The 20,730-nt window shown below is 60.7% G+C and carries 20 protein-coding genes; 11 read left to right on the forward strand and 9 right to left on the reverse strand.

Annotated features, from left to right (window positions below):
- Positions 1–82: 82 nt before the first annotated feature.
- The gene (locus tag HWX44_RS10380) at positions 83–1,159 is read right to left on the reverse strand and encodes a DUF2786 domain-containing protein (RefSeq protein ID WP_144013804.1); all 1,077 of its coding nucleotides are present in this window, start codon (positions 1,157–1,159) and stop codon (positions 83–85) included.
- Positions 1,160–1,358: 199 nt separating this feature from the next.
- Between HWX44_RS10380 and HWX44_RS10385 the strand changes: the two genes are divergently transcribed.
- From HWX44_RS10385 to HWX44_RS10400, 4 genes are all read left to right on the forward strand, one after another.
- Positions 1,359–2,696 (forward strand): glutamine synthetase family protein, encoded by a 1,338-nt coding sequence (locus tag HWX44_RS10385; RefSeq protein ID WP_175974528.1) that lies wholly within the window; start codon positions 1,359–1,361, stop codon positions 2,694–2,696.
- A gap of 7 nt (positions 2,697–2,703) precedes the next feature.
- Positions 2,704–5,763 carry a bifunctional [glutamine synthetase] adenylyltransferase/[glutamine synthetase]-adenylyl-L-tyrosine phosphorylase gene (locus HWX44_RS10390; protein WP_175974530.1) on the forward strand — a complete coding sequence of 1,020 codons (3,060 nt, stop codon included), beginning with the start codon at positions 2,704–2,706 and terminating at the stop codon, positions 5,761–5,763.
- Between the two features lie 140 nt (positions 5,764–5,903).
- Entirely contained in the window at positions 5,904–6,221 is a 318-nt protein-coding gene (locus HWX44_RS10395; protein ID WP_070510008.1) for a hypothetical protein, read from the forward strand.
- A 29-nt stretch (positions 6,222–6,250) separates the two neighbouring features.
- Complete coding sequence (locus tag HWX44_RS10400; protein ID WP_070517377.1) at positions 6,251–6,688, forward strand: hypothetical protein; 438 nt, start codon at positions 6,251–6,253, stop codon at positions 6,686–6,688.
- Between the two features lie 299 nt (positions 6,689–6,987).
- On the opposite strand, the gene HWX44_RS10405 is transcribed toward HWX44_RS10400, so the two are convergent.
- The gene (locus HWX44_RS10405) at positions 6,988–8,289 is read right to left on the reverse strand and encodes an MFS transporter (RefSeq protein ID WP_175974532.1); all 1,302 of its coding nucleotides are present in this window, start codon (positions 8,287–8,289) and stop codon (positions 6,988–6,990) included.
- A 38-nt stretch (positions 8,290–8,327) separates the two neighbouring features.
- On the opposite strand from HWX44_RS10405, the gene thrC reads away from it, so the two are divergent.
- From thrC to HWX44_RS10435, 6 genes are all read left to right on the forward strand, one after another.
- Positions 8,328–9,773, forward strand: a complete 1,446-nt coding sequence (thrC, locus tag HWX44_RS10410) for a threonine synthase (protein WP_175974534.1) — start codon at positions 8,328–8,330, stop codon at positions 9,771–9,773.
- 4 nt (positions 9,774–9,777) lie between these two features.
- On the forward strand, positions 9,778–9,930 hold the full coding sequence (locus HWX44_RS10415) for a hypothetical protein (protein WP_168162647.1): 153 nt from the start codon (positions 9,778–9,780) through the stop codon (positions 9,928–9,930).
- Positions 9,931–9,991: 61 nt separating this feature from the next.
- A complete protein-coding gene (locus HWX44_RS10420; RefSeq protein WP_254868176.1) occupies positions 9,992–10,771 on the forward strand; it encodes a S1 family peptidase in 780 nt (259 codons plus the stop codon).
- An 18-nt stretch (positions 10,772–10,789) separates the two neighbouring features.
- Positions 10,790–11,323 (forward strand): NUDIX hydrolase, encoded by a 534-nt coding sequence (locus HWX44_RS10425; protein WP_071410324.1) that lies wholly within the window; start codon positions 10,790–10,792, stop codon positions 11,321–11,323.
- Positions 11,324–11,480: 157 nt separating this feature from the next.
- Positions 11,481–12,092: an META domain-containing protein gene (locus tag HWX44_RS10430; protein WP_175974536.1), complete on the forward strand. Its 612-nt coding sequence runs from the start codon at positions 11,481–11,483 to the stop codon at positions 12,090–12,092.
- Positions 12,093–12,260: 168 nt separating this feature from the next.
- A complete protein-coding gene (locus tag HWX44_RS10435; protein WP_239663582.1) occupies positions 12,261–12,839 on the forward strand; it encodes an META domain-containing protein in 579 nt (192 codons plus the stop codon).
- 35 nt (positions 12,840–12,874) lie between these two features.
- On the opposite strand, the gene HWX44_RS10440 is transcribed toward HWX44_RS10435, so the two are convergent.
- Positions 12,875–13,834, reverse strand: a complete 960-nt coding sequence (locus tag HWX44_RS10440; RefSeq protein WP_175974538.1) for a TDT family transporter — start codon at positions 13,832–13,834, stop codon at positions 12,875–12,877.
- A 210-nt stretch (positions 13,835–14,044) separates the two neighbouring features.
- A complete protein-coding gene (gene glnA, locus HWX44_RS10445) occupies positions 14,045–15,478 on the reverse strand; it encodes a type I glutamate--ammonia ligase (protein ID WP_046647924.1) in 1,434 nt (477 codons plus the stop codon).
- Between the two features lie 129 nt (positions 15,479–15,607).
- On the opposite strand from glnA, the gene HWX44_RS10450 reads away from it, so the two are divergent.
- Positions 15,608–16,042, forward strand: a complete 435-nt coding sequence (locus tag HWX44_RS10450) for an RDD family protein (protein WP_070821379.1) — start codon at positions 15,608–15,610, stop codon at positions 16,040–16,042.
- 263 nt (positions 16,043–16,305) lie between these two features.
- Here HWX44_RS10450 and HWX44_RS10455 read toward each other — a convergent pair whose 3' ends face one another.
- The 5 genes from HWX44_RS10455 to gcvT all read right to left on the reverse strand — a co-directional run bounded on the left by HWX44_RS10455 (position 16,306) and on the right by gcvT (position 20,730).
- Positions 16,306–17,091, reverse strand: coding sequence for a DUF4191 domain-containing protein (locus HWX44_RS10455; RefSeq protein WP_158395999.1), 786 nt, complete (start codon positions 17,089–17,091; stop codon positions 16,306–16,308).
- Positions 17,092–17,133: 42 nt separating this feature from the next.
- Positions 17,134–18,198, reverse strand: coding sequence for a lipoyl synthase (lipA, locus tag HWX44_RS10460; protein ID WP_175974602.1), 1,065 nt, complete (start codon positions 18,196–18,198; stop codon positions 17,134–17,136).
- 108 nt (positions 18,199–18,306) lie between these two features.
- Complete coding sequence (lipB, locus tag HWX44_RS10465; RefSeq protein ID WP_175974540.1) at positions 18,307–19,113, reverse strand: lipoyl(octanoyl) transferase LipB; 807 nt, start codon at positions 19,111–19,113, stop codon at positions 18,307–18,309.
- A gap of 69 nt (positions 19,114–19,182) precedes the next feature.
- Positions 19,183–19,575: a glycine cleavage system protein GcvH gene (gene gcvH, locus HWX44_RS10470; protein ID WP_046647929.1), complete on the reverse strand. Its 393-nt coding sequence runs from the start codon at positions 19,573–19,575 to the stop codon at positions 19,183–19,185.
- A gap of 42 nt (positions 19,576–19,617) precedes the next feature.
- Entirely contained in the window at positions 19,618–20,730 is a 1,113-nt protein-coding gene (gene gcvT, locus HWX44_RS10475; RefSeq protein ID WP_175974542.1) for a glycine cleavage system aminomethyltransferase GcvT, read from the reverse strand.

Raw genomic sequence — 20,730 nt, forward strand, 5'->3', positions numbered from 1 at the left:
TTAAAGAGGAGGCACAAAACCTCTACACTTCCAACTAGTTTACCTAGTCATTAGAGCACTTGTGCCAGCCTTTGAGCCCGCCCTAACGAGTGAGTTGGGCACGTCCTGCCAGCCCTGAGGAATCACCACTTAAATGAGACCTTTCCGCAGCGGATGCCCCGGCGGACACGCCTGCTCGGCTCCCCATAGCTAAAGATATGGTGCGGGCGTTGGGAAAGAGCTGATCTACTACCGCTTCTGCGCTACGCCGGCGATCTTCCACCGCTGATAAAGATTGGTGGGCAAGGACTACTGCATCATGCCCAACCCCCGGATTGCGTGCTGCGGAACATGTCGCGTCTGTACTTTGCGGCCCCAGCGTGGTGTTTGCCTCATCTAAGAGCTGACCGATTCGGGTGGCAAAGGACAAAATGAAGCTTCGGCGGAAAGCTGCAACATTGCCGATCTGGCGTGCGCTTTTCGCGTGTTCTCCGTGGTGCATGTGCCACTCACACTGCCGAAGAAGTGAAGCGAAGAGGTCGGCGACATGGTGGACGTCCTCTTTAGCGCCGAAGACTGTGATGATCCCTTTGGGGTGAAGTTGCAGCACAGTGCATCCATTGCGATCCGCGATGACGCTAAGAAGTGTGGTCTTGTGCTTGATATAGGGGGCGCTGATATGAAGGCGCGTGGAAACTACGGAGCTGGGCGAAGCGTCGAGAGCACCATCGATCCGGTGTCGTTGCCGCAGGCTTTGTGCCTTGGCAATGAGCGCACTGGCTTCTTCCTCGTAGGGAGTGGATTCGGCCTTCCGCAGAAGGTGGGAGATTTTGGTGCGGATTTTATCCTCCTTGCTGCCATGCGCTGACTGGGAGCTATTTCTCTCAGGCACGAGCACGTCAACGTCACGAAGTAAGGGAAGCAACATGGTTGCTTCGATGAGTCGCGTCAGTTCATCGGTGGACATGGTCATCGAAGCAGGCGGAGTGAGGCTCAACCACTCTTTGCGCAACGCAGTGGAACTAATCTGTGCGGGCACCTGGCCGGCGGCACGATAAATGAGTGGGTGGCAAAAGTCGCCCACGACGTGAAGAAGATCCTTAGGAGACCATCCTCGCTGGGCCGCCTGGATAATGAGGTCGAGTCCTCGCTCGCTCAGTGTTGCGTGGTTGGTGTTCATGGAAATCACATTCCTATCTTTGTTCGTACATCAGTTTGGATATGGGGCCATTCAAGCATGTTACAGCGACAAGGGTTTGGAAGGTCGAAAAAAATTGCCCCCGAGTTACTCTTGCCAACTGGGTCGATAGGTGACGCTGCGGGGGCAAAAGAGCAAACGCCCAGCCGCGGCTTCGGTGCGCGGCGGTAGGGTTTAAAACATGAACAGCCAACACGAATTCGTCCTTCGTACAGTTGAAGAACGCGATATCCGCTTCATTCGCCTCTGGTTCACTGACATCCTGGGGGCGTTGAAATCTGTGGTGATGAGCCCCTCCGAATTGGAATCTGCCTTCGAGGAAGGTGTTGGCTTCGATGGCTCCTCGGTGGAGGGATTCTCCCGTATCTCAGAGGCCGATACTATCGCCATGCCGGATCCCTCAACGTTCCAAATCATGCCCTTCGATAAGGAAGAGCCAGAGCTGTTGTCAGCGCGCATGTTCTGCGACATCACCCAGCCCGATGGGCACCCTTCCCTGGTGGATCCACGCCATATCCTGCGCCGGCAGGTTACAGAGGCGGCCAATGAAGGGTTCACGTGTAAGGCCTCACCGGAGATCGAGTTTTATCTCCTTGAGGATGCGCGCGATATCAACAACCTCATTGCCACCGACAACGGCGGTTACTTCGACCAAGCCACCCACGATAACGCCCCGAGTTTTCGCCGCCGGTCGATGTATGCGCTGGAATCCATGGGCATCGCTACGGAATTTAGCCACCATGAAACCTCACCCGGGCAGCAGGAGATCGACTTGCGCCATGCTGATGTGCTGTCCATGGCAGACCACATCATGACGTTCCGCTACCTCATCAAGGAGGTGGCTTCCCAGCAGGGCGTGCATGCCACATTCATGCCCAAGCCTTTCGAAGACCGCTCGGGATCGGGAATGCACACCCACCTCAGCCTGTTTGAAGGCGATTCCAACGCCTTCCACGACCCCGACGATGAGATTTCCCTCTCCAGTACGGGACGGCAGTTCATCGCCGGCATTCTTGAGCATGCAGTGGAAATGACGGCGATCACCAACCAGTGGACCAACTCTTACAAGCGCCTGATGTTTGGCAGCGAAGCCCCGGGGTCGGTGACCTGGGGCGTGTCCAACCGCTCGGCCCTCGTCCGAGTACCGACCTACCGCCTGTCCAAGGAAATGTCGCGACGGGTGGAGATCCGCTCTCTAGACTCAGCGATGAACCCCTACCTGGGATATGCGGTTCTGCTGGCCGCCGGATTGCGCGGTATCAGGGAAGGCTATGAGCTCGGTGATCCTGCCGAGGACGATGTCCATCAGTTGACCCGCCGTGAGCGCCGTGCAATGGGGTACAAGGACCTGCCCAGCAGCTTGGACCAAGCACTCCGGGAGTTTGAACGCTCCGAATTCATGGCAGAGGTCCTCGGCGAGCACGTCTTTGAATACTTCCTGCGCGCAAAGTGGGACGAGTGGCATGAGTATCAGCAACAGATCACCGCATTCGAATTGCGCAACAACCTGGATTTCTAGGAGAAGCATGCGTCCAGCGTCAGTACCGTCCCCGGCGACTCTCGGCCTTACCCGGCCAACTGCTGCGGAGGATCTTTCCCGTCTCGAGTGGGATAATCCAGAATCCCTGGAGCTGCTGTGGACACTGGCCGGAACCGGTGATCCCGACATGGCCCTCAATACCTTGATGAGGATTTTCGAGGGAGCGCCCGAGATTGGGCCGGCGATGCGTGAAGACGAAACCCTTCGAGTTCGGCTGCTTGCCCTATTGGGCGGCTCCTCGGCGTTCGGTGATCACCTCGCCGCCCACCCGGAGACCTGGCAAGAACTGCAGCGCCCGTTGCCTACCCCAACGGAAATGCTGAACACACTATTGGGCGAGGTGGGGGCGGAACCGGCGACGTACGCAGAGCAACCAGACCGCCCAGACACGGCGAACCCCGAGCTGACATCGCCCGGCACCTACCGCGCATCCCCTGGTGACCACAAAGCATCTCTCAAGGTGGCATACCGGACGCTGATGATGCGCATCGCCGCGCATGACCTCGCCGGTACCTTCCACTCCCGCAAGGGGCAGTCGCGGCCGCAACCACGAGTGGGGTTTCGTGAAGTCACCAGGCTGACGACGGCTCTCGCAGATGCCGCCTTGACGGCCGCACTCGCGGGTGCGGTCCGTGTGGTCTATGGCGATGAGCCCCTCGATGCGCAGCTGGCAGTTATCGCGATGGGCAAGTGTGGCGCGGGGGAGTTGAACTATATCTCCGATGTGGACGTTATCTTCGTGGGCTCGGAGGCGACGCCGAAGGTTACGCGCCTAGCATCGGAATTCAATCGAATCGGCTCTGCCTGCTTCTTCGAGGTCGACGCCAACCTGCGTCCGGAAGGAAAATCCGGCGCTCTCGTCCGAACTCTGGATTCGCACGTGGCCTACTACAAGCGGTGGGCGGAGACCTGGGAGTTTCAGGCACAACTGAAGGCGCGACCGCAGACCGGCTACCTGCCCCTAGGTAAGGACTACGTGAGCCAGATCGGGCCCATGGTGTGGACTGCCTCGCAACGGGAGTCCTTTGTTGAAGACGTACAGGCTATGCGCCGCCGCGTGCTCGAGAACGTCCCGGAAGAGATGCGCCTTCGAGAGCTCAAACTGGGGGAGGGCGGTCTGCGCGATGTAGAGTTCGCAGTCCAATTGCTCCAGTTGGTGCACGGTCGCTCGGATGAATCGTTGCGCACGCTCGCGACGGTCGATGCGCTCGCCGCTCTCGTGCGCGCCGGGTACGTAGGGCGCGAGGATGGCACCCAGCTCATTGAGGCCTACGAGTTTCTGCGTCTGCTGGAGCACCGCCTCCAATTGGAGCGCTTCCGCCGAACACATACGTTGCCGGCGAAGGATGACAACACGGCGCTCGAGTGGCTGGCCATCAACTCGGGTTTCCACCCGCAGGGCCACCAGTCGGCGGCAGATCGGATGAACATCCATCTCCGGAAGATTCGCCTGCTTATCTCTGAGCTCCACTCGCGCTTGTTCTACCGCCCGCTGCTCAATTCCGTGGCATCGATGTCGGCGGACGAGCTCAAGCTGTCACGCGAGGCGGCCCTCCTGCAGCTGGCAGCGCTGGGCTATCGCCATCCGGACAGAGCCTTCGAGCATCTCACTTCTTTGGCCGCGGGCCAGTCGCGCAAGGCCCGCATCCAGGCCATTTTGCTGCCCACGTTGATGGAGTGGCTCTCGAACACCGCGGATCCAGACATGGGCTTGTTGAACTACCGCAAGCTTTCGGAAGCAGCCTACGACCGAACCTGGTTCCTGCGCATGCTTCGCGACGAAGGCGTCGTCGGCCAGCGCCTCATGAAAATTCTGGGCACCTCGCCGTTTACGTCGGAGCTCATCATTCGGGCGCCAGACGTCGTCAAGCAGCTCTCCGACGGCGCGGCGGGGCCCAAGCTTCTGGAAACCAAACCCGAGCAAGTGTCCTCTGCTTTGGTCAATTCCACCAAGCGTCATGCGGATCCGGACAAGGCCGTCTCGGTCGCGCGGTCTCTTCGCCGCGCGGAGTTGGCACGAATTGCCGCAGCGGATCTTCTGGGATTCCTGCCGGTTCAGCAAGTCTGTTACGAGCTGTCCACCATCTGGAATGCGGTGTTGGAGGCAGCGCTCCGCGCCGAGGTCAGGGCATGGCGGCTGGAGAACGACAATGACGAACCACCGGCTCGCATCGCCGTGATCGGCATGGGGCGGCTCGGTGGCATGGAGCTGGGTTTCGGTTCGGATGCCGATGTCATCGTGGTAGCGGAGCCAGTTGCAGGCAACCCCGAAGAGGAGGCGCTGCCCTGGGCCATCGGCATCATTGAGAAGCTGCGCCGCCGCCTGGCAAAACCGTCCGGAGATCCGCCCTTGGACGTTGACCTAGGTTTGCGGCCAGAGGGACGCTCGGGAGCGGTCGCGCGCTCCATTGAGTCCTATGAGCGTTACTACTCACAGTGGGGCGAGCCGTGGGAGATGCAAGCGCTGCTCCGCGCTGCCTTTGTGGCGGGTGATGAGGACGTTGGCCAGCGTTTCCTCACCATGGTGGATGCTTTCCGTTACCCGCCGAAGGGCGTGAGCGAGAAGACCATTCGTGACATCCGCCGCATGAAGGCGCGCGTTGACAACGAGCGCCTACCGCGTGGCGCGGACCGCAATACCCACACCAAGCTGGGGCGCGGTGGGTTGACGGATATTGAATGGACAGTCCAACTGCTCCAAATGATGCATGCCCACGAGGTACCGGCGCTGCATGAGCCGTCCACGCTGCGCGTCCTCGATGCCCTCGAAGACAATGAAGTCATACCCGTGCACCAAGTACAGGAGCTGCGGGAAGCCTGGCTCCTGGCTACCGATGCCCGAAACGCTTTGGTATTGGTTCGCGGCAAGCGCGTGGACCAGCTGCCAGCACCGGGGCCGCAGCTGGCGCAGGTGGCTGGCGCTGCAGGGTGGGATCCCGAACATAACCAGGATTTTCTCGACCATTACCTCAAGATCACCCGCCACGCCCGCAAGGTGGTCGACGAGGTGTTCTGGGGGGAGGCGGAATCCTTCGAGCACGACTAAAAGCAGCTGTCCTACCCCCTTAGCCGGGCCCTGAGCCTACCCGGATCTATCCCTGATCTTGGTTCCGTGCCCTGTTCATACCGGTGCTAAGCCGATAGCCTGGGCAGCAGTTACTTTCCCAGCCTTCTAAGGAGCACACTATGAGCCTCAACCTATCCCTCGACTTGAGCGATGCCACCCTCGCGGACCTTGAAGCCTTCCTTGCCGCGGCCCGCGCTGCTGGGTGTGATCCCGCAGCCGCGCTGAGCGTGGAGGGGACGGTGATGCACGTGGACGTCGCCAAGCCCCGCGTCCGCCCCGACGTTTCGAAACCTGATACGCCACGTCGCACCAACCTTGACCGCTCCGCAGCGGAGTCCACCATCCGTTCCATCATCGATGCCCTCTCTGAGCGCCTTGATCCACCGCACCCTCCGCACGGGACTTCCTTTGGGACGTTTGGGCCGAGCGTGGATTAATCCGATGAGCTATAGGGAAGCCTAGAATTATGCCCGTGAAGTCCAAGCAGATCATCGCCGTATGGGTCCTCGTGGTGGCGGCCGTCATCACCGTCGTCGGCGCAGGCTGGTGGGTCACGGAGAGGAATCACGTACCGGAGGGAGCACTGACGGTGGAGCAGGTCGTCAATGGTGGCGTGCCGCAGGATCAGTCGGTGAATGCCCACCTCGACCCCACCGAAAATGACCGTATCGTGGCCCTGGCGGAGGCGCTGGGGATCCCGTCGGAATCGGTCCCGCGTGGCCTGCTTTCAGTGGCGTCGGATAGGTACAGGTCCCGCCAGGTCCTCGAAGCCGATCTGGACAAGGCCGTTGAGGCGGGCGCCATCACCAAGGAAGAGGCCAAGGGGGCGCTTTCTGCCTTCGACGCTGGCATCGTCGCCCCGGTGGAGGGACCGATCTTCGTGGAGTCGACCCCGGCTGAATAGTCCCAGCTGGCAACGCTGGCACTGAAGTCACAGGGACTGGCAGGAGATGCGCAGTCAATGAGGATTTGCCTTGCAGCCATGGCTCTTAAGCTCACACGCACAGATAACGAAACGATAAAGGTTGGTGCGTTGAGGTGGAGAAACGACGAAAACTACGCGAACTTCTCAGGACCGTAGTGGGAGTGAGTATTGCCATCCTCGTTCCCATCGGCGGTGGGCTAGGCGTCTTCGAAGTGGCCAACGGGGTGCCCCTTGGGGCGTCGTTGAGTGCCCTGTCCCTCCAGTAGCCCAGCCTTGTACTAGCTCACCTGGATGATTTTGGCGTGCGGGCCGTCCTCCTCGCCTCGGCAGCGCAGGACGTGCGTGATGAGGACACCTGCGATGCCGATGCACCACACGCCGAAGACTGCCCAGGCGGCTAGCTGGAAATCAGAGAACGGATAATCCGGCCCATTGCCCAAGTGGTCCAGTACTACGCCGACCAACTGGGCGCCGATGACTGTGGCCAGGAAGCCGCCCATGTTGCCCAGGCCCGTTGCCGTGGCGACGACCTTACGGTCGAGGTTTTCGCGGACAATGTCGAATCCATAATTTGCCACCGGTGTGCACAAGGACACCACGCTGATGAGGATGATCAGTGAGAGGTAGCTGCCGCCGAAGAGGAAGAACAGGACCCACACCGCGCAGTGGATAGCCACAAACCCCAAGGCGAGCCAGGGGCGGAAACCTCGCGTCCTAGAAGATAGCCTGCCGTGTACAGGGCCCACCAGAACCATGCACACGGTAAACCACGTCAGGGCCCAACCGGCGCTGGTCTTGGAAAATCCCATGCCCGCCGTCATCATGGGCATGCCCCACAGCATGACAAACACGTTGGTGGCGGCAAGACCGACCCAGTGAATGAAGAATGCCTGCCAGGCTACGGGTGAACGGAAAACCTGGGAGAGCAGCGCGCCCATGCTTTCTGGCTGCGCGTTCGGCTTTTCCTTCGGCTTCTTTACGATTCCGAGCGTTTCCGGGGAATCAGCAACTGCCACCGCGGCGGCGACAGCGATGAGAATGCCCACCGCGCCCAAGGTAACGAAGGCCAAGGTCCATCCGCCCCAGCCCAGAAGCATGGCAAAAGGTAGGGCAGAGATAAACTGACCCAGCTGTCCCAGGGAGGAGGTGACCTGCGTGAACATGGGGGTGCGGTGCAGCGGGAACCAGTAGGGAAGGATGCGCATCACCGACAGGAAGGCGGTGGCATCACCCGCGCCGATGAGCAGGCGGGCGGCGATGGCTACCCAATAATTACTCGTGAAACCGAGAAGTACCTGGCCGAGACCCATAATGATGGAGCCAATGACGAGCAAGCGCCGTGGGCCGAACTTATCGATGAGCATGCCCGTCGGGATCTGCGCCAGTGAATAAATGCCCAGTTGTACAGAGGTGAAAACAGCAATGCGCGAGGCATCGACCTCGAAGCGATCAATGGCCTCAAGCCCCGCGACGCCAAAAGATGTGCGGCCGGTAATTGCCACGATGTAGACCAACACCGCAGCTACCCACACGGAGAGAGCCTTAGTGGTAATTACATTGCGAGGATGAGGAACCGACATGGCTGATACTTTACGCGTCACCAACTAAGATGCAGGGGGTGAAGTACATTTCGACCCGCGATACCGACCGCCAGCCCGCCTCCTTTACGGATATCCTCCTCGGAGGTCTGGCCCCTGATGGCGGCCTCTACCTGCCGGAAACTTACCCCCGCATCGATGACGCCACCCTGACTAACTGGCGCCAGACGCTGGCGGAGGGTGGCTACGCGGCCTTGGCCGCGGAAGTGCTCAAGCTTTTTGTGGATGATATTCCCGCAGAAGACCTCGAAGGAATTGCCCAGCGCGCCTACACCTACCCCAAGTTTGACCACGAGGAAATCGTCCCCGTTAGCGAACTGGGGGAGGGCCTCTACATTGGCCACCTCTCTGAGGGGCCAACGGCCGCCTTCAAGGACATGGCCATGCAGATGTTGGGCGAGCTCTTCGAATACGAGTTGGCCCGCCGCGGCGAAACCCTCAACATTCTGGGTGCAACCTCGGGTGACACCGGTTCCTCGGCGGAGTACGCGATGCGCGGGCGCAAGGGTATCCGCGTCTTCATGCTGACCCCGGCCGGGCGTATGACGCCGTTCCAGCAGGCCCAGATGTTCGGGCTGGATGATCCGAATATCTGCAACATCGCCCTGGATGGTGTGTTTGATGATTGCCAGGACGTGGTCAAGGCGGTATCGGCCGACGCCAACTTCAAAGCCGAGAACCGCATCGGTGCGGTCAACTCCATTAACTGGGCCCGCCTCATGGCGCAGGTGGTCTACTACATCAACTGCTACCTCAAGGTCACTACGGAAAACACCGAAAAAGTCTCCTTCAGCGTGCCTACCGGCAACTTCGGCGATATCTGCGCCGGCCACATCGCTCGCCAGATGGGGCTGCCCATCGACCGCCTCATTGTGGCAACCAATGAAAACGACGTGCTCGATGAGTTCTTCCGCACCGGCAGCTACCGTCCGCGCTCCTCGGAGCAAACCCACAAGACCTCGTCGCCGTCGATGGATATTTCCCGTGCGTCGAACTTCGAGCGCTTCGCCTTCGATCTGCTGGGCCGCGATGCCGCACAGATCAAGGAGCTGTTCGGGACGAAGGTGAAGGAAGGCGGCTTTAACGTCGATAAGCAGGCGCTTGAGGCCGCCCACGCGGAGTACGGTTTCCTGTCCGGTTCCTCCACCCACGCGGATCGCCTCGCCACCATCAAGGATGTCCACGAGCGCTACGGCGTGCTGGTGGATCCGCACACCGCGGACGGCATCAAGGTCGCCCGCGCGGTACAGGAAGAATATGGGGTCGACACCCCCATCATCTGCCTAGAGACCGCCCTGCCGGTGAAGTTTGCGGAGACCATCAAAGAGGCCATCGGCAGCGAGCCGGAGGTGCCGGAGCGTTTCGCCGGCATCCTGGAGGCCGAGCGCTACGTCACGGATCTGCCCAATGATGCAGCGGCGGTGAAGGACTACATCACGCAGTACATCAGCAACACGGACGTTTAAGACAATGGGACAGGAACAATTCTCGGGCCCGGAGTACTTCACCGAGTTTGATCCGGAGAAGTTCATCCGCGACATGAAGCAGGTCGCTGAGATGGAGAAAGAAAATAAGGAGAATAAGGCGGACTCGGGTGAGGCTGCATCCGCGACGGAAGACTAGCCGGCGCCTCCTTGGGATACTGAGCACAGCGGGGTTGGCGCTGGCCGGGTGCACCGTGCCGATGGGAGCCGGACCCGTACAGAAGGCAGCCTCCAGCTCAGCTGTCTACTCCACCGTGGCGCCAGCTGAGCCGCAGGTGCATTCGCCGGATTCCTCCCCGGTGCCACCGGGCGCGGCGTTGGATATTTCGACCACGCAGCCCGTGCCCGGCGAAGCCTTTGACTTCAACCTGTGCACGGTTGCGTGGAGCTTCGTGCTTGACGACGCCCGCACCATCGCCGTCACCGCTTCCCATTGCGGTGAGCCGGGGGATACCGTGTGGGCAGGCGCTGCCGACGGTGAATTTGTCTACCCGGCAGAGCCCGTCGGCACCATTATCTACTCCGATCTCAGCGCGCCGAAGACGCACCAGCTGGATTTCGCTTTGGTGGAAATCACCAGGGAGGCTGAGTTTTATGTCCCGCGGGACATGCCCACCACCGTTGTCGCAGCGGATGAACACATGTTGCCTGACAGCGTCTGCAAGCTGGGCCGCATCACCGGTGAGACCTGCGGCCCGCTGACACATCGTGAGGGGCAGGGCAAACTCCAGTTTAATGACCGCACGGTGGAGACCGTCGCGGCGCGCGCCCAGGTGTGCTCCACGCACGGCGATTCCGGGGCTCCGGTATATGGTGCGCCGGGCAGCCCTTATGAGGACGTGATTGTGGGGGTGCTGTCGGGCACCACTGATGCGGCAGCCAGCAGTGAGGGGTGCGCGGATGGTTCGGAAGCACAGATGTCGTTTACACCTGCCTCCAAGATCGAGGAACTTCTGCCGGAGATTCTGGCGCAGGTCTAAGGCGCTAAGATGGTGCCCATGCCCACTCCTGATTTTATTGTGTCCCTGCGTGAGAAAATTGGTCACGACCAGCTCTTTTTACCCAGCGTGACCGCGGTTATCGTGCGGGCCGTGCCCACGGGTTCCGCTATCTGGGAGTTGCCCTCGGTGCTGCTTGCCCAGCGTGCCGATAATGGCACGTGGGCTCCCGTCTCCGGTATCTGTGAGCCGGGTGAGGAGATTACGACGACCGCGCTGCGCGAGGTCAAGGAGGAAGTGGGCCTCGATGGCCGCATCGAAGCACTTCTCGGCGTGGGCCAGGTGGGCCCAGTAGTCTGCCCCAATGGGGATAAGTGTCTCTACATGGATACCTCCATCCGGGTCTCCGTGCCGGACGATGCGGAGCCGGTTATCTCCGACGAAGAGAACCTGGCCGCGCAGTGGTTTTCGGTGGCGCAGATGCCGACGTCTGTCAGCGCCCGCCACCGCATGATCATCGGGGACGCCGTGGCGCAGATGAAGCATCCGCAGGGCTTCCGCCCGCGGATGGGCTACGTCAAGCGCACGTCTTAATCTGGTTTTAGTGGTTCAACCAGGCCTTTTCTGCTACCAGCATGGCTGTGGCAAGCGGGAAAACTGGCCTCCGGCGACATTGGGAGAACGTGTCAATGTCATGTGAAATGCATAAAAAACATTGCTATATGAAACTATCCCGCATAGCTTCAGGGTCATGTTGTCACTCAGATTCAAGAAAGTAACCATCGCCACAACCTTCGCCGCATTCGCTGGCACGGCACTCGGAACCGGGGTTGCCTCCGCGGCAGAGCCTTCTTCTGGAATCTCCTTCGGCTCCAGCTCCGGTGAGCTGGCACAGCTGAGCTCCACACTGTTTGGAAGCTCGAAGCCTGCTCCGGAAAACCCCGAAAACCCAGAAGCGCCGGAAGGTTCTGGCCTGATTGAAAAGGCAGAGGACGTGGAGGGCCTCACGGAACCGCTGACGGCAGAGCAAGCCAAGGAGGTTCTCAACGGCAGCTTCGTTGCGAAGAAGAACGATAAGATCGGGCTTTCCTTCCAACCGGATGGAACCGTAGGAGTTTCTGATGGTTGTAACCTCGGTAACGGTACATACGCTATCGCGGAGGACACCGGCGCCCTAGAGATCAAAGACGTCATAACCACTATGAAGGCTTGCGAGCCGGACGTGATGGTCGATGTTCACGATTTCAACGTCATCGTTCCGAAGAAGCCACAGGTCTATTCCATCGATGACACCACCATCGCATTGGTCAAAGATGGGCAGGCAATTCAGTTCGTCAAGGTCGATACCCCTGAAGAGAAGTAAGTGACCTTTCCTTATCAGTGGTCAACCCCCAGCAGGAGGTTGGCCACTTTCTGTGTTTTAGTCTGCGGCCTGTAAGGGGATGGGGGAGTTGTAGAGTTGCCTCAAAATATCATCGGAAACGCATGAAATGGGTTGATGTTGGAGGCCGCGGCCGATAGCTTCGGGGCCATGATTTCACGCACACTGAAGAAAGTAACCACAGCAACTGCGTTCGTCGCCCTCGCAGGCGGCGTCCTGGGCGCCGGTACTGCCGGTGCGCAAGAGCTGTCCTCCGTCGATTCCCTGCAGTCCAGCCAGATCCAGGAGCTGAGCTCCCGCCTCTTTGGCGGTCCGGGCACCCCGGAGGACTCCGAGGCGCCGGAAGGCTCCGGGCTGATTGAGAAGTACGAGGACGTCGACGGTCTGCAAGACAAGCTGCCGGCCGATGAGGCCCAGAAGGTTCTCAACGGTACCTTCACCGCAAAGAAGAACCCAGAGATTTCCGTGACCTTCAATTCCGATGGAACCCTCGCTTACAACGATGGCTGCAACTCCGGTGGCGCTAGCTACAAGCTGGATCAGACCGATGCCATTGTGGTGGAGAACCTGAACTCTACGTTGCGCGCATGCTCCCCGGATGCCATGGCCGACGCCGATGCGCTCAAGGCTATCCTCTCGGCCAAGCCCGTTGTCTTCCCCCTGGAGGGAAACAACTACGCACTGGGTAGCCAGGGCCAGGTCATCCAGTTTGAGAAGGCCGAGAACTAAGGCTTCCTAAGCGTCCAGCATTTCACGTGGCGGGGCTAGTCCGAGAGTGGGCTGGCCCCGCTTGTGCGTGCGCGCCGGCCCTCGACGAGCCAGCCAATGAAGCGGCAGGAGCAGGCAGACCAGTGTGCGACAAGCAGCACCGGGATGCTGAGCGCGATGACGTCGAGAAGCTCCGAGCCATTCACCAGCGCTACCTGGTGCCCGCCCATGCTGACGGTTCCGGGCGGGAAAGTACACGCCCACCACGCGGGCGAGTAATCCACCCAGCGAGCCACGTTGGGGTAGAAGGTGACCATGGCATAAAGCGCGAGGGGGATGGCAATCACCATAGCGGTGAGCCCGTAGTAGACAGAGAAACTACCGGGGTAAAGGATCTGCATGGCGGTAGTGGATTGGCCCACCACGCCTAACGGAACCCAGGCCGTCGCGGAGTTGGCGCCGGTGAGATTGACTTTGCCGTGCCAGGCAGCCCAATACACGCGGATGAAGATGGGGACCGCAGTGGAGATAGACATGATGAATAAAACGGTGCCCATCACGTGGTAGGCGCGCCCGTAGTCGAGGGCGAGGAAGCCGGCGACGGAAGAGGAAATCATGGGGCCGACCAGCGGCAGGCCCCAGGTAAACCGCGGCTGACCGTCGAAGCGGGTGAGCTGAATAGCCCACGTGATAACGGTGACCGGGCCACCGATCCAGAAGCCCACTAGGCGGAAGGTTCCGATATCCGTCAACCCGGACAGTGCTGCGCCGAGCGCCAGGATGCCGATGAAGTACATCGACCACTCAGCCATTGAAGTCCGCGCGAAGCTGGGCTGCCGATACACCGCGAAACCCACCGTCAGTACGAGAAGGATGACGCAGGATAGCGCTGCGAAGATGGCAGAGCCAGTGAGCATGCCTTCCTCAACGAGCAGCCGGGAGACGATGGACGTTCCCATGAGGCTGCCGCCCCATGCGGGGCCGGGCGGGGGCAATTGGCGGAATCTATCAGTCACAGAGGGGAATAGTAACCATTTACTGCGCACATGTCCCTTGTACTGTGCTTGTTCAGCACGTGAGATTGCGCCATCGTGAGCGCGTCAGTAGGGGAGAGCACAGTGTGGGTGTTGCATTAGGTGCTGACACGACGACAGGCTCCGACGAATCAAGCGAAACGTCGAAGCCTGTCATACCTGTCAAAGCAGTGCAGCTAAGGCAGCTTACCTCTAGCAGTCGTAGTACATCTCAAATTCCTGCGGAGTCGGGCGCAGGCGCACCGGCGCAATCTCGTTCTCGCGCTTGTAGTTGATGTAGGTCTCGATGAGGTCCTCGGAGAAGACATCGCCTTCGGTGAGGAAGTCATTGTCCTCCTCAAGTGCCGCGATGGACGCTTCCAGGGAGGTCGGTGCCTGCGGGATGGACGCAGCCTCTGCCGGCGGCAGCTCGTAGAGGTCCTTGTCCACCGGGGCGTGCGGCTCGATGCGGTTCTTGATGCCGTCGAGGCCTGCCATCATCATGGCGGCGAAACCGAAGTAGGGGTTGCCGGACGGATCCGGCGCGCGGAACTCGATGCGCTTTGCCTTCGGGTTGGAGCCGGTAATCGGGATGCGGATGGCAGCCGAGCGGTTGCGCTGCGAGTACACCAGGTTGATCGGTGCCTCAAAGCCCGGAACCAGGCGGTGGTAGGAGTTCAGGGTTGCGTTCGTGAACGCCAGAACCGCCGGTGCGTGGGCCAGGATGCCGCCGATGTAGTAGCGAGCAATGTCAGACAGGCCTGCATAGCCGGCCTCATCGTGGAAGAGCGGCTTGCCATCCTGCCACAGCGACATGTGGGCGTGCATGCCGGAGCCGTTATCGCCGGCCAGCGGCTTAGGCATGAAGGTCACGGTCTTGCCGAACTGCTCCGCGGTGTTCTTGATGATGTACTTGAAGGTCTGAATATCATCCGCCGCGTGCAGCAGGGAGTTGAAGCGGTAGTTGATCTCGTTCTGGCCGCTGCCCACCTCGTGGTGGAAACGCTCGATGACAAAGCCTGCCTTCTGCAGCTGCTCCACCATGGCGTCGCGAACTTCGCCGTGCTTGTCGACGGGCGCCGTAGGGAAGTAGCCGCCCTTCACGCGAGTCTTAAAACCGGTGTTCGGGGTGCCATCGAAGTTGGTCTCGGAACCGCGGTTCCACCAGCCTTCATCGGTATCAACCTCGTAGAAGCCGTGGTTAACGTCGGTGCTGTAGCGCACGGAGTCGAAAATATAGAACTCAGCTTCAGCGCCGAAGTTACAGGTATCCGCGATGCCGGTGGAAGCGAGGTACTCCTCAGCCTTGCGAGCGATGTTGCGCGGGTCGCGGCTAAAGGGCTCCAAGGTAAACGGGTCGTGGACGAAGAACTTGATGTTCAGGGTCTTCGCGGTGCGGAAAGGATCCACGAAGGCGGTCTTCGGATCCGGCAGCAGCGTCATATCGGACTCATCGATGGTGGTAAATCCGCGGATGGAAGAACCATCAAAGGCGAGGCCTTCGGCAGCTGCGTCTTCAGTAAATTCCTCGGCCGGAATAGAGAAGTGGTGCTCAGTGCCGGGGACGTCCGTAAACCGGATGTCAACGAACTTGACGTCCTCTTCCTTGATGAATGCGATGACGTCCTGGATTGTCTCAAAGGACACGGTGGTCTCCTGTTGGTTGACGTGTAGTACTCCCGACTAGTTTACAGGTATTGGCTTTGTCGCTGGGGTGTCTGGGGCACGTGGAGGCAAATTTTCTGCTTAGCAGAGACGACGGCTAGATTGGTGGGCATGGCTGATAACAACGATGGCTTTGAGAACGGGCAGTGGCCTGGGCAAACAATGGGCTTGCCCAAGGAAGGCTCAGGTTCCCTGGCTTCTGTAATGCGGCGCACTTTTGGCGTTCTCATTGACTGGCTCTTGGCAATGCTGATAGCCAATCTCCTCGAGCTCTTTACGAATTCGCTCGGTGGCCCGGCATTCTTGGGCTATGCAGTGTGGGTAGTCATGGGCATCGTGTGTGGTTGGCTCTTCGCCCGCACCCCGGGCATGGCGCTGCTGGGCATGGGCGTGGCGCGCCTTGATGAGCCGGGCTCTTCTGTCGGCTTGTGGCGAGCTGCGGTCCGCACGCTGCTGACTGCTGTGCTGTTCCCCGCGGCGATGGTCGATGCCGACGGCCGCGGCCTCCACGACCGCGCCACCGGCACCGCCGTCATCATGGCCTAAGGCTTGTTCTGCGCCAGCCGGTCGTATCCACCACAGATGCCCCACACGTGGTTCCCCTGAAAAGGTTTGTTTGGGGGCAAACAAACCTTCTTCATAACGCTAGATGGTTTACTTGGGGTCAAGTAAACCATCTGAGTAGAACCATCTGACGAGCGCCGCTTGCTAAGGCTAAGACGGCCATATTGCAAAGAAGTGTCGCAACGGAAAAGGGGTCCCTTCCGAGAATCTCGGAAGGGACCCCTTCTTGTGTGGAACGAGGGGGCTTATTTGCCGCCCTTGCGCTCCTGCATGCGGCGCATGCGGCGGTTCATACCCGCCATGTTTTGAGCCTGGCGGGGCATCGGGCCCTTGGGTAGACCCGGGGTGGTGCCCGGCAGATCATCCATAGCCTCGATGCGGCGAATGTTCTCGTAGGTTTCGTTCTTGTTGTAGTTGCGCGGCAGCTTCATGATGTGGGTGCGCAACTTGGAAACCGGCACCTCGTCCTCACCGCTGCCCACGAAGACCTCGTACACCGGCACACCGCCAGCCAAGCGGTCAACGCGCTTCTTCAAACGGTTGAGGGTAGGGGCGACGCGCTTGCGGTCACCTTCGACGACGAAAATGACGCCGGAGTTGCCGATTACGCGGTGAACCAGATCCTGCTGGCGGGTCGCAGCCACGCCAGGCTTGACCTTCCACACCACGCCCACGGTGTTGCGCAGCTGCTGCTCCAAAGCCCAGCCGGCGACACCAGGCTGGTCCTCCACCTTCTTGTACATGTCGCGCTCAAGGCGGCGAGTGAACAGGAACATAGCGAGCATCGCGCCAAGGCCCAAGCCGATGATGAGCATGAACCACTCGCCGTTGAAGAGCAGACCGATAAGGAAGAAGAGCAAGCCCACGCCCAAGAATGCGGCCAGCATGATGGGGATGAGAGCCTTGTCCTGCTTGCGCTGCATGTTGAACGCTTGCCACATCTGTGACCAGTTCTGCTTGCGCTTGGCGCGCTTTGCCGCGCGCTCTTGCTTCTTCGCGTCCTTGAGCGACGCCTTATCGTCCTTAGCCATGTCTCCTACTTTAAGGGCAAGAGGAATAAAAAGAGAAACGCGTTAGCGGATGGTAGCTGCAACAGAGTTGGCCTGTGCGCGGGTCTTAGCCATGCGCGTGGTCACCGGGGTTGCCTCGGAGGGGCCATACTTTTCCAGAAGGGTGGAAGCCTCCTGGGCGGTAGCGCCCTGGGAAGTCTCTGCCAAGTGCTTCAGGTTCTCCGGAAGCTCGAGGCCGCGTGCCTCCATGGCCTGCACGTAGAGGCGGCCAGCGCGGTAGGAGGAGCGGACCAGCGGGCCAGACATGACGCCACCAAAGCCGAGCTCCTTGGCCAGCTTGGAGTGCTCCACGAACTCCTCCGGGCGCACCCAGCGCTCGATCGGGTGGAAGCGCGGGCCGGGGCGCAGGTACTGGGTAATCGTGATGATGTCGCAGCCTGCCGAGCGCAGGTCGCGCAGCGCTTCCTCGATCTCCTCTGCGGTTTCGCCCATACCCAGGATGAGGTTGGACTTGGTAATCAGGCCAAAGTCGTGGGCCTGGCGGATGACGTCGAGGGAACGCTCATAGCGGAAGGCCGGGCGGATGCGCTTGAAGATGCGCGGCACCGTCTCTAGGTTGTGAGCGAAGACCTCCGGGCGGGCCTCAAAAACCTCCTGGAGCAGGTCCGGCTTGCCGGAGAAGTCCGGGGTGAGGTTCTCCACGCCGGTGTTCGGGTTGAGTTCATGAATCTTGCGGACGACCTCAGCGTAGAGCCAGGCACCCTCATCCGGCAGATCATCGCGGGTAACACCCGTAATGGTGGTGTAGTTGAGATCCATTTCCTGGATATTCTCTGCCACACGGCGCGGTTCGTCGCGGTCCAGCTCCGCTGGCTTGCCGGTAGCGATATCGCAGAAATCACAGCGGCGAGTGCACTTGTCGCCGCCGATGAGGAACGTAGCCTCACGCGATTCCCAGCACTCGTGAATATTGGGGCAGCCAGCCTCCTGGCACACGGTGTGCAGGGAAGCACCAGTCACGCGAGATTTCATGTCCTCATACCCAGGGCCGGTGCGAACCTGGTTGCGGATCCAGCGCGGCTTCTGTTCGATGGGAGACTCCGCATTCTTCTTCTCAATGCGGAGCATCTTGCGTCCTTCAGGCTTAACAGTCACGGAACCTCACTTTAGGTGTTGAACTAGCTCTTTCTATTACAAGCCCTGCGGGTGGCTGCTTTATTCCACCGAGGGTAGCCGCTATCTTTCTTGCGCGGCTTTGCGGGCTTGGCGGGCCTTCTCGTTGGCCACTTTGATGGGATCTGGGGCCGAGGCAAAGGTGTGGTCGGCCACCGTCAGTTCGCCGGAGAGGGCTTTGCGGAGGGCATCGAGAAGCGGGGCTTCTGCCTCCTCCATGGTCACCTCACGGCCGAGCTCAAGCGACAGCGTCGACACATCCGCATCGTCGATGCCGCAGGCCACGATGTGCTCGTAGTACTCCAAGGTGTTGGTGCAGTTGAGCGCTAGGCCGTGCATGGTCACGCCGCGGGTCACGCGAATGCCCAACGCACCTAGCTTGCGGTCGCGCTTCGGGGCGGCTGGGTCGGCAGCCTGGGTGGTGGAAGGAACCCACACCCCCGAGCGGCCATCGATGCGCCCAGCGGTGCTCACGCCGAGTTCACGGACGGCTTGGATGATGGCCTCCTCAAGGCGGCGGACGTAATCGACAACGTCAACCGGCTCGGCCAGTTTGATAATGGGGTAGACCACCAACTGGCCCTCGCCGTGCCAGGTGATGCGCCCGCCCCGGTCAACATCAATGACCGGTAGGCCATTATCGGGCATATCCTCCGGCTGCGTGCGCTTTCCGGCGGTGTAGACGTTGGGGTGCTCCACCACGAGGATGACATCACCCTGCGTGCCCGCCGCCCGCGCCGCCGCGAGCTCGGCCTGCAGATCCCAGGCCTCTTGGTAGCCCATGCGGCCCAAGCGGCGGATCTCCAGTGGTTCGTCGGAAGCGCGGATGGAGCGATCAGCGGGAAAGAAAGGTTCGCGGGGAGCAGTCATGAACCCAATCCTAAACCCCGCGAAGATTCAGCCAGAAAGGGGCTGAGTGTGCGCTGCTCAAGCGCTTTTTTAATCGACGCCGTTGGCGGAAGCGTACTCGTCGGCGGTCATCAGCTCGCCGACCTCGGTGACCTCGACCTCGAAGAGCCAGCCCTCACCGAAGGGATCGTTGTTGATGACTGCATAGTCATCGTGCACGTCCTCGTTGACGGCGGTCACGGTGCCGGTGACCGGGGAGTAGAGGTCAGACACGGACTTGGTGGACTCCACCTCGCCGCAGGTCTCGCCGTGCTCGACGGTGTCACCCACGGCCGGCAGCTCGGCGAAGACAACCTCGCCTAGGCGGTCGGCGGCCACGGAGGTGATGCCGATACGGACGGTAGAACCAACGACGGAGTCAGCGGTGGCGTTGATCCACTCGTGGTCCTCGGAGTAGGAGAAATCGGAAGGAAGGTTAGCCATGAGAAGGGGTGTCCTTTCGGTAGTTGACTTCAGTAGTGGAGTTTACTTATCGCGCTTGTAGAAGGGCAGCGCGGAAACCTCGAAGGGGTAGCGCTTGCCGCGGATGTCTACCTCCACGGCAGCACCCGGCTCGAGGCCAGCGGCGGTATCGATGAGAGCGAGCGCCACCGGGTGTCCCAGAGTGGGGGAGGGCTGACCGGAGGTCACCGTGCCCACCTTGTTCTCACCCACATACACCTCGGAGCCGGCACGGGCCGCGCGGCGCTGGGAGGAGACAAGTCCGGTGATGACGGCCTGCGGGCCCTCCTCGGCGCGCTGGCGCAGCACCTCAGCGCCCACAAAGTCCTGCTCCTTCTTGGCAAAGGCGCGGGACATTCCGGCTTCCACCGGAGTGATATCGCGGGTGAGCTCGTTGCCGTAAAGCGGCATGCCCGCCTCCAAGCGCAGGGAGTCGCGCGCTGCCAAGCCGCAGGGCTTGATGCCGTATTCCTCGCCGGCCTTGAGCAGCTCTTCCCACAGCTCCGGGGCATCGGAGTTGTAGACGATGAGCTCGAAGCCGTCCTCGCCGGTGTAGCCGGTGCGGCAGATAAACGCGTACTTGCGGGCCACCTTGCCGGTCATCGCGGCATAGTAGGGCAGGTCCATGACGGCCTGCTGTTTGGTGTCCTCCACCAGCGGGGCGAGGATCTCCAGTGCCTTCGGGCCCTGGACGGCAATCATCGCTACATCGCGGGACTCGTTCTTCAGGTCCACATCGAAGCCCTCGGCGCGCTCGTTGAGCGCTTCCCACACGGTGTCGGCGTTGCCGGCGTTGGGCACGACGAGGAACTTGGTCTCCTCCAAGCGGTAGGTGATGAGGTCATCGATGATGCCGCCATCCTCCGCGCAGATCATGGAGTACTTCGCCTTGCCCTCCTTAAGCGTGGTGAGGTTGGAGATGAAGCAATAGGAGAGGAACTCGGCGGCGTCCGGGCCGTTGACCCAGACTTCACCCATGTGGGAGAGATCGAAGAGGCCTGCGGCATTACGTACCGCGCGGTGCTCCTCGAGCTCGTTGTCATACTTCAGCGGCATCTCCCACGGTCCGAAGGGGGTGAAGGTGGCGCCGAGTTTCTCGTGCTCAGCATGCAGCGGGGAGTGCAGGTAGTCAGTCAT

It is taken from the genome of Corynebacterium sp. Marseille-Q2823 (assembly GCF_903645345.1).
Taxonomy (GTDB): domain Bacteria; phylum Actinomycetota; class Actinomycetes; order Mycobacteriales; family Mycobacteriaceae; genus Corynebacterium; species Corynebacterium hiratae.

Bases quoted from the DNA above. Each gene is read 5' to 3' on its own strand.
- HWX44_RS10380 (WP_144013804.1), bottom strand. From the start codon at position 1,159: ATGAACACCAACCACGCAACACTGAGCGAGCGAGGACTCGACCTCATT.
- HWX44_RS10420 (WP_254868176.1), top strand. From the start codon at position 9,992: ATGGGAGCCGGACCCGTACAGAAGGCAGCCTCCAGCTCAGCTGTCTAC.
- HWX44_RS10395 (WP_070510008.1), top strand. From the start codon at position 5,904: ATGAGCCTCAACCTATCCCTCGACTTGAGCGATGCCACCCTCGCGGAC.
- HWX44_RS10425 (WP_071410324.1), top strand. From the start codon at position 10,790: ATGCCCACTCCTGATTTTATTGTGTCCCTGCGTGAGAAAATTGGTCAC.
- HWX44_RS10435 (WP_239663582.1), top strand. From the start codon at position 12,261: ATGATTTCACGCACACTGAAGAAAGTAACCACAGCAACTGCGTTCGTC.
- HWX44_RS10385 (WP_175974528.1), top strand. From the start codon at position 1,359: ATGAACAGCCAACACGAATTCGTCCTTCGTACAGTTGAAGAACGCGAT.
- lipA (WP_175974602.1), bottom strand. From the start codon at position 18,198: ATGCTCCGCATTGAGAAGAAGAATGCGGAGTCTCCCATCGAACAGAAG.
- HWX44_RS10415 (WP_168162647.1), top strand. From the start codon at position 9,778: ATGGGACAGGAACAATTCTCGGGCCCGGAGTACTTCACCGAGTTTGAT.
- gcvT (WP_175974542.1), bottom strand. From the start codon at position 20,730: ATGACTGACTACCTGCACTCCCCGCTGCATGCTGAGCACGAGAAACTC.
- HWX44_RS10455 (WP_158395999.1), bottom strand. From the start codon at position 17,091: ATGGCTAAGGACGATAAGGCGTCGCTCAAGGACGCGAAGAAGCAAGAG.
- HWX44_RS10450 (WP_070821379.1), top strand. From the start codon at position 15,608: ATGGCTGATAACAACGATGGCTTTGAGAACGGGCAGTGGCCTGGGCAA.
- gcvH (WP_046647929.1), bottom strand. From the start codon at position 19,575: ATGGCTAACCTTCCTTCCGATTTCTCCTACTCCGAGGACCACGAGTGG.
- HWX44_RS10430 (WP_175974536.1), top strand. From the start codon at position 11,481: ATGTTGTCACTCAGATTCAAGAAAGTAACCATCGCCACAACCTTCGCC.
- lipB (WP_175974540.1), bottom strand. From the start codon at position 19,113: ATGACTGCTCCCCGCGAACCTTTCTTTCCCGCTGATCGCTCCATCCGC.
- HWX44_RS10390 (WP_175974530.1), top strand. From the start codon at position 2,704: ATGCGTCCAGCGTCAGTACCGTCCCCGGCGACTCTCGGCCTTACCCGG.
- HWX44_RS10405 (WP_175974532.1), bottom strand. From the start codon at position 8,289: ATGTCGGTTCCTCATCCTCGCAATGTAATTACCACTAAGGCTCTCTCC.
- HWX44_RS10400 (WP_070517377.1), top strand. From the start codon at position 6,251: ATGCCCGTGAAGTCCAAGCAGATCATCGCCGTATGGGTCCTCGTGGTG.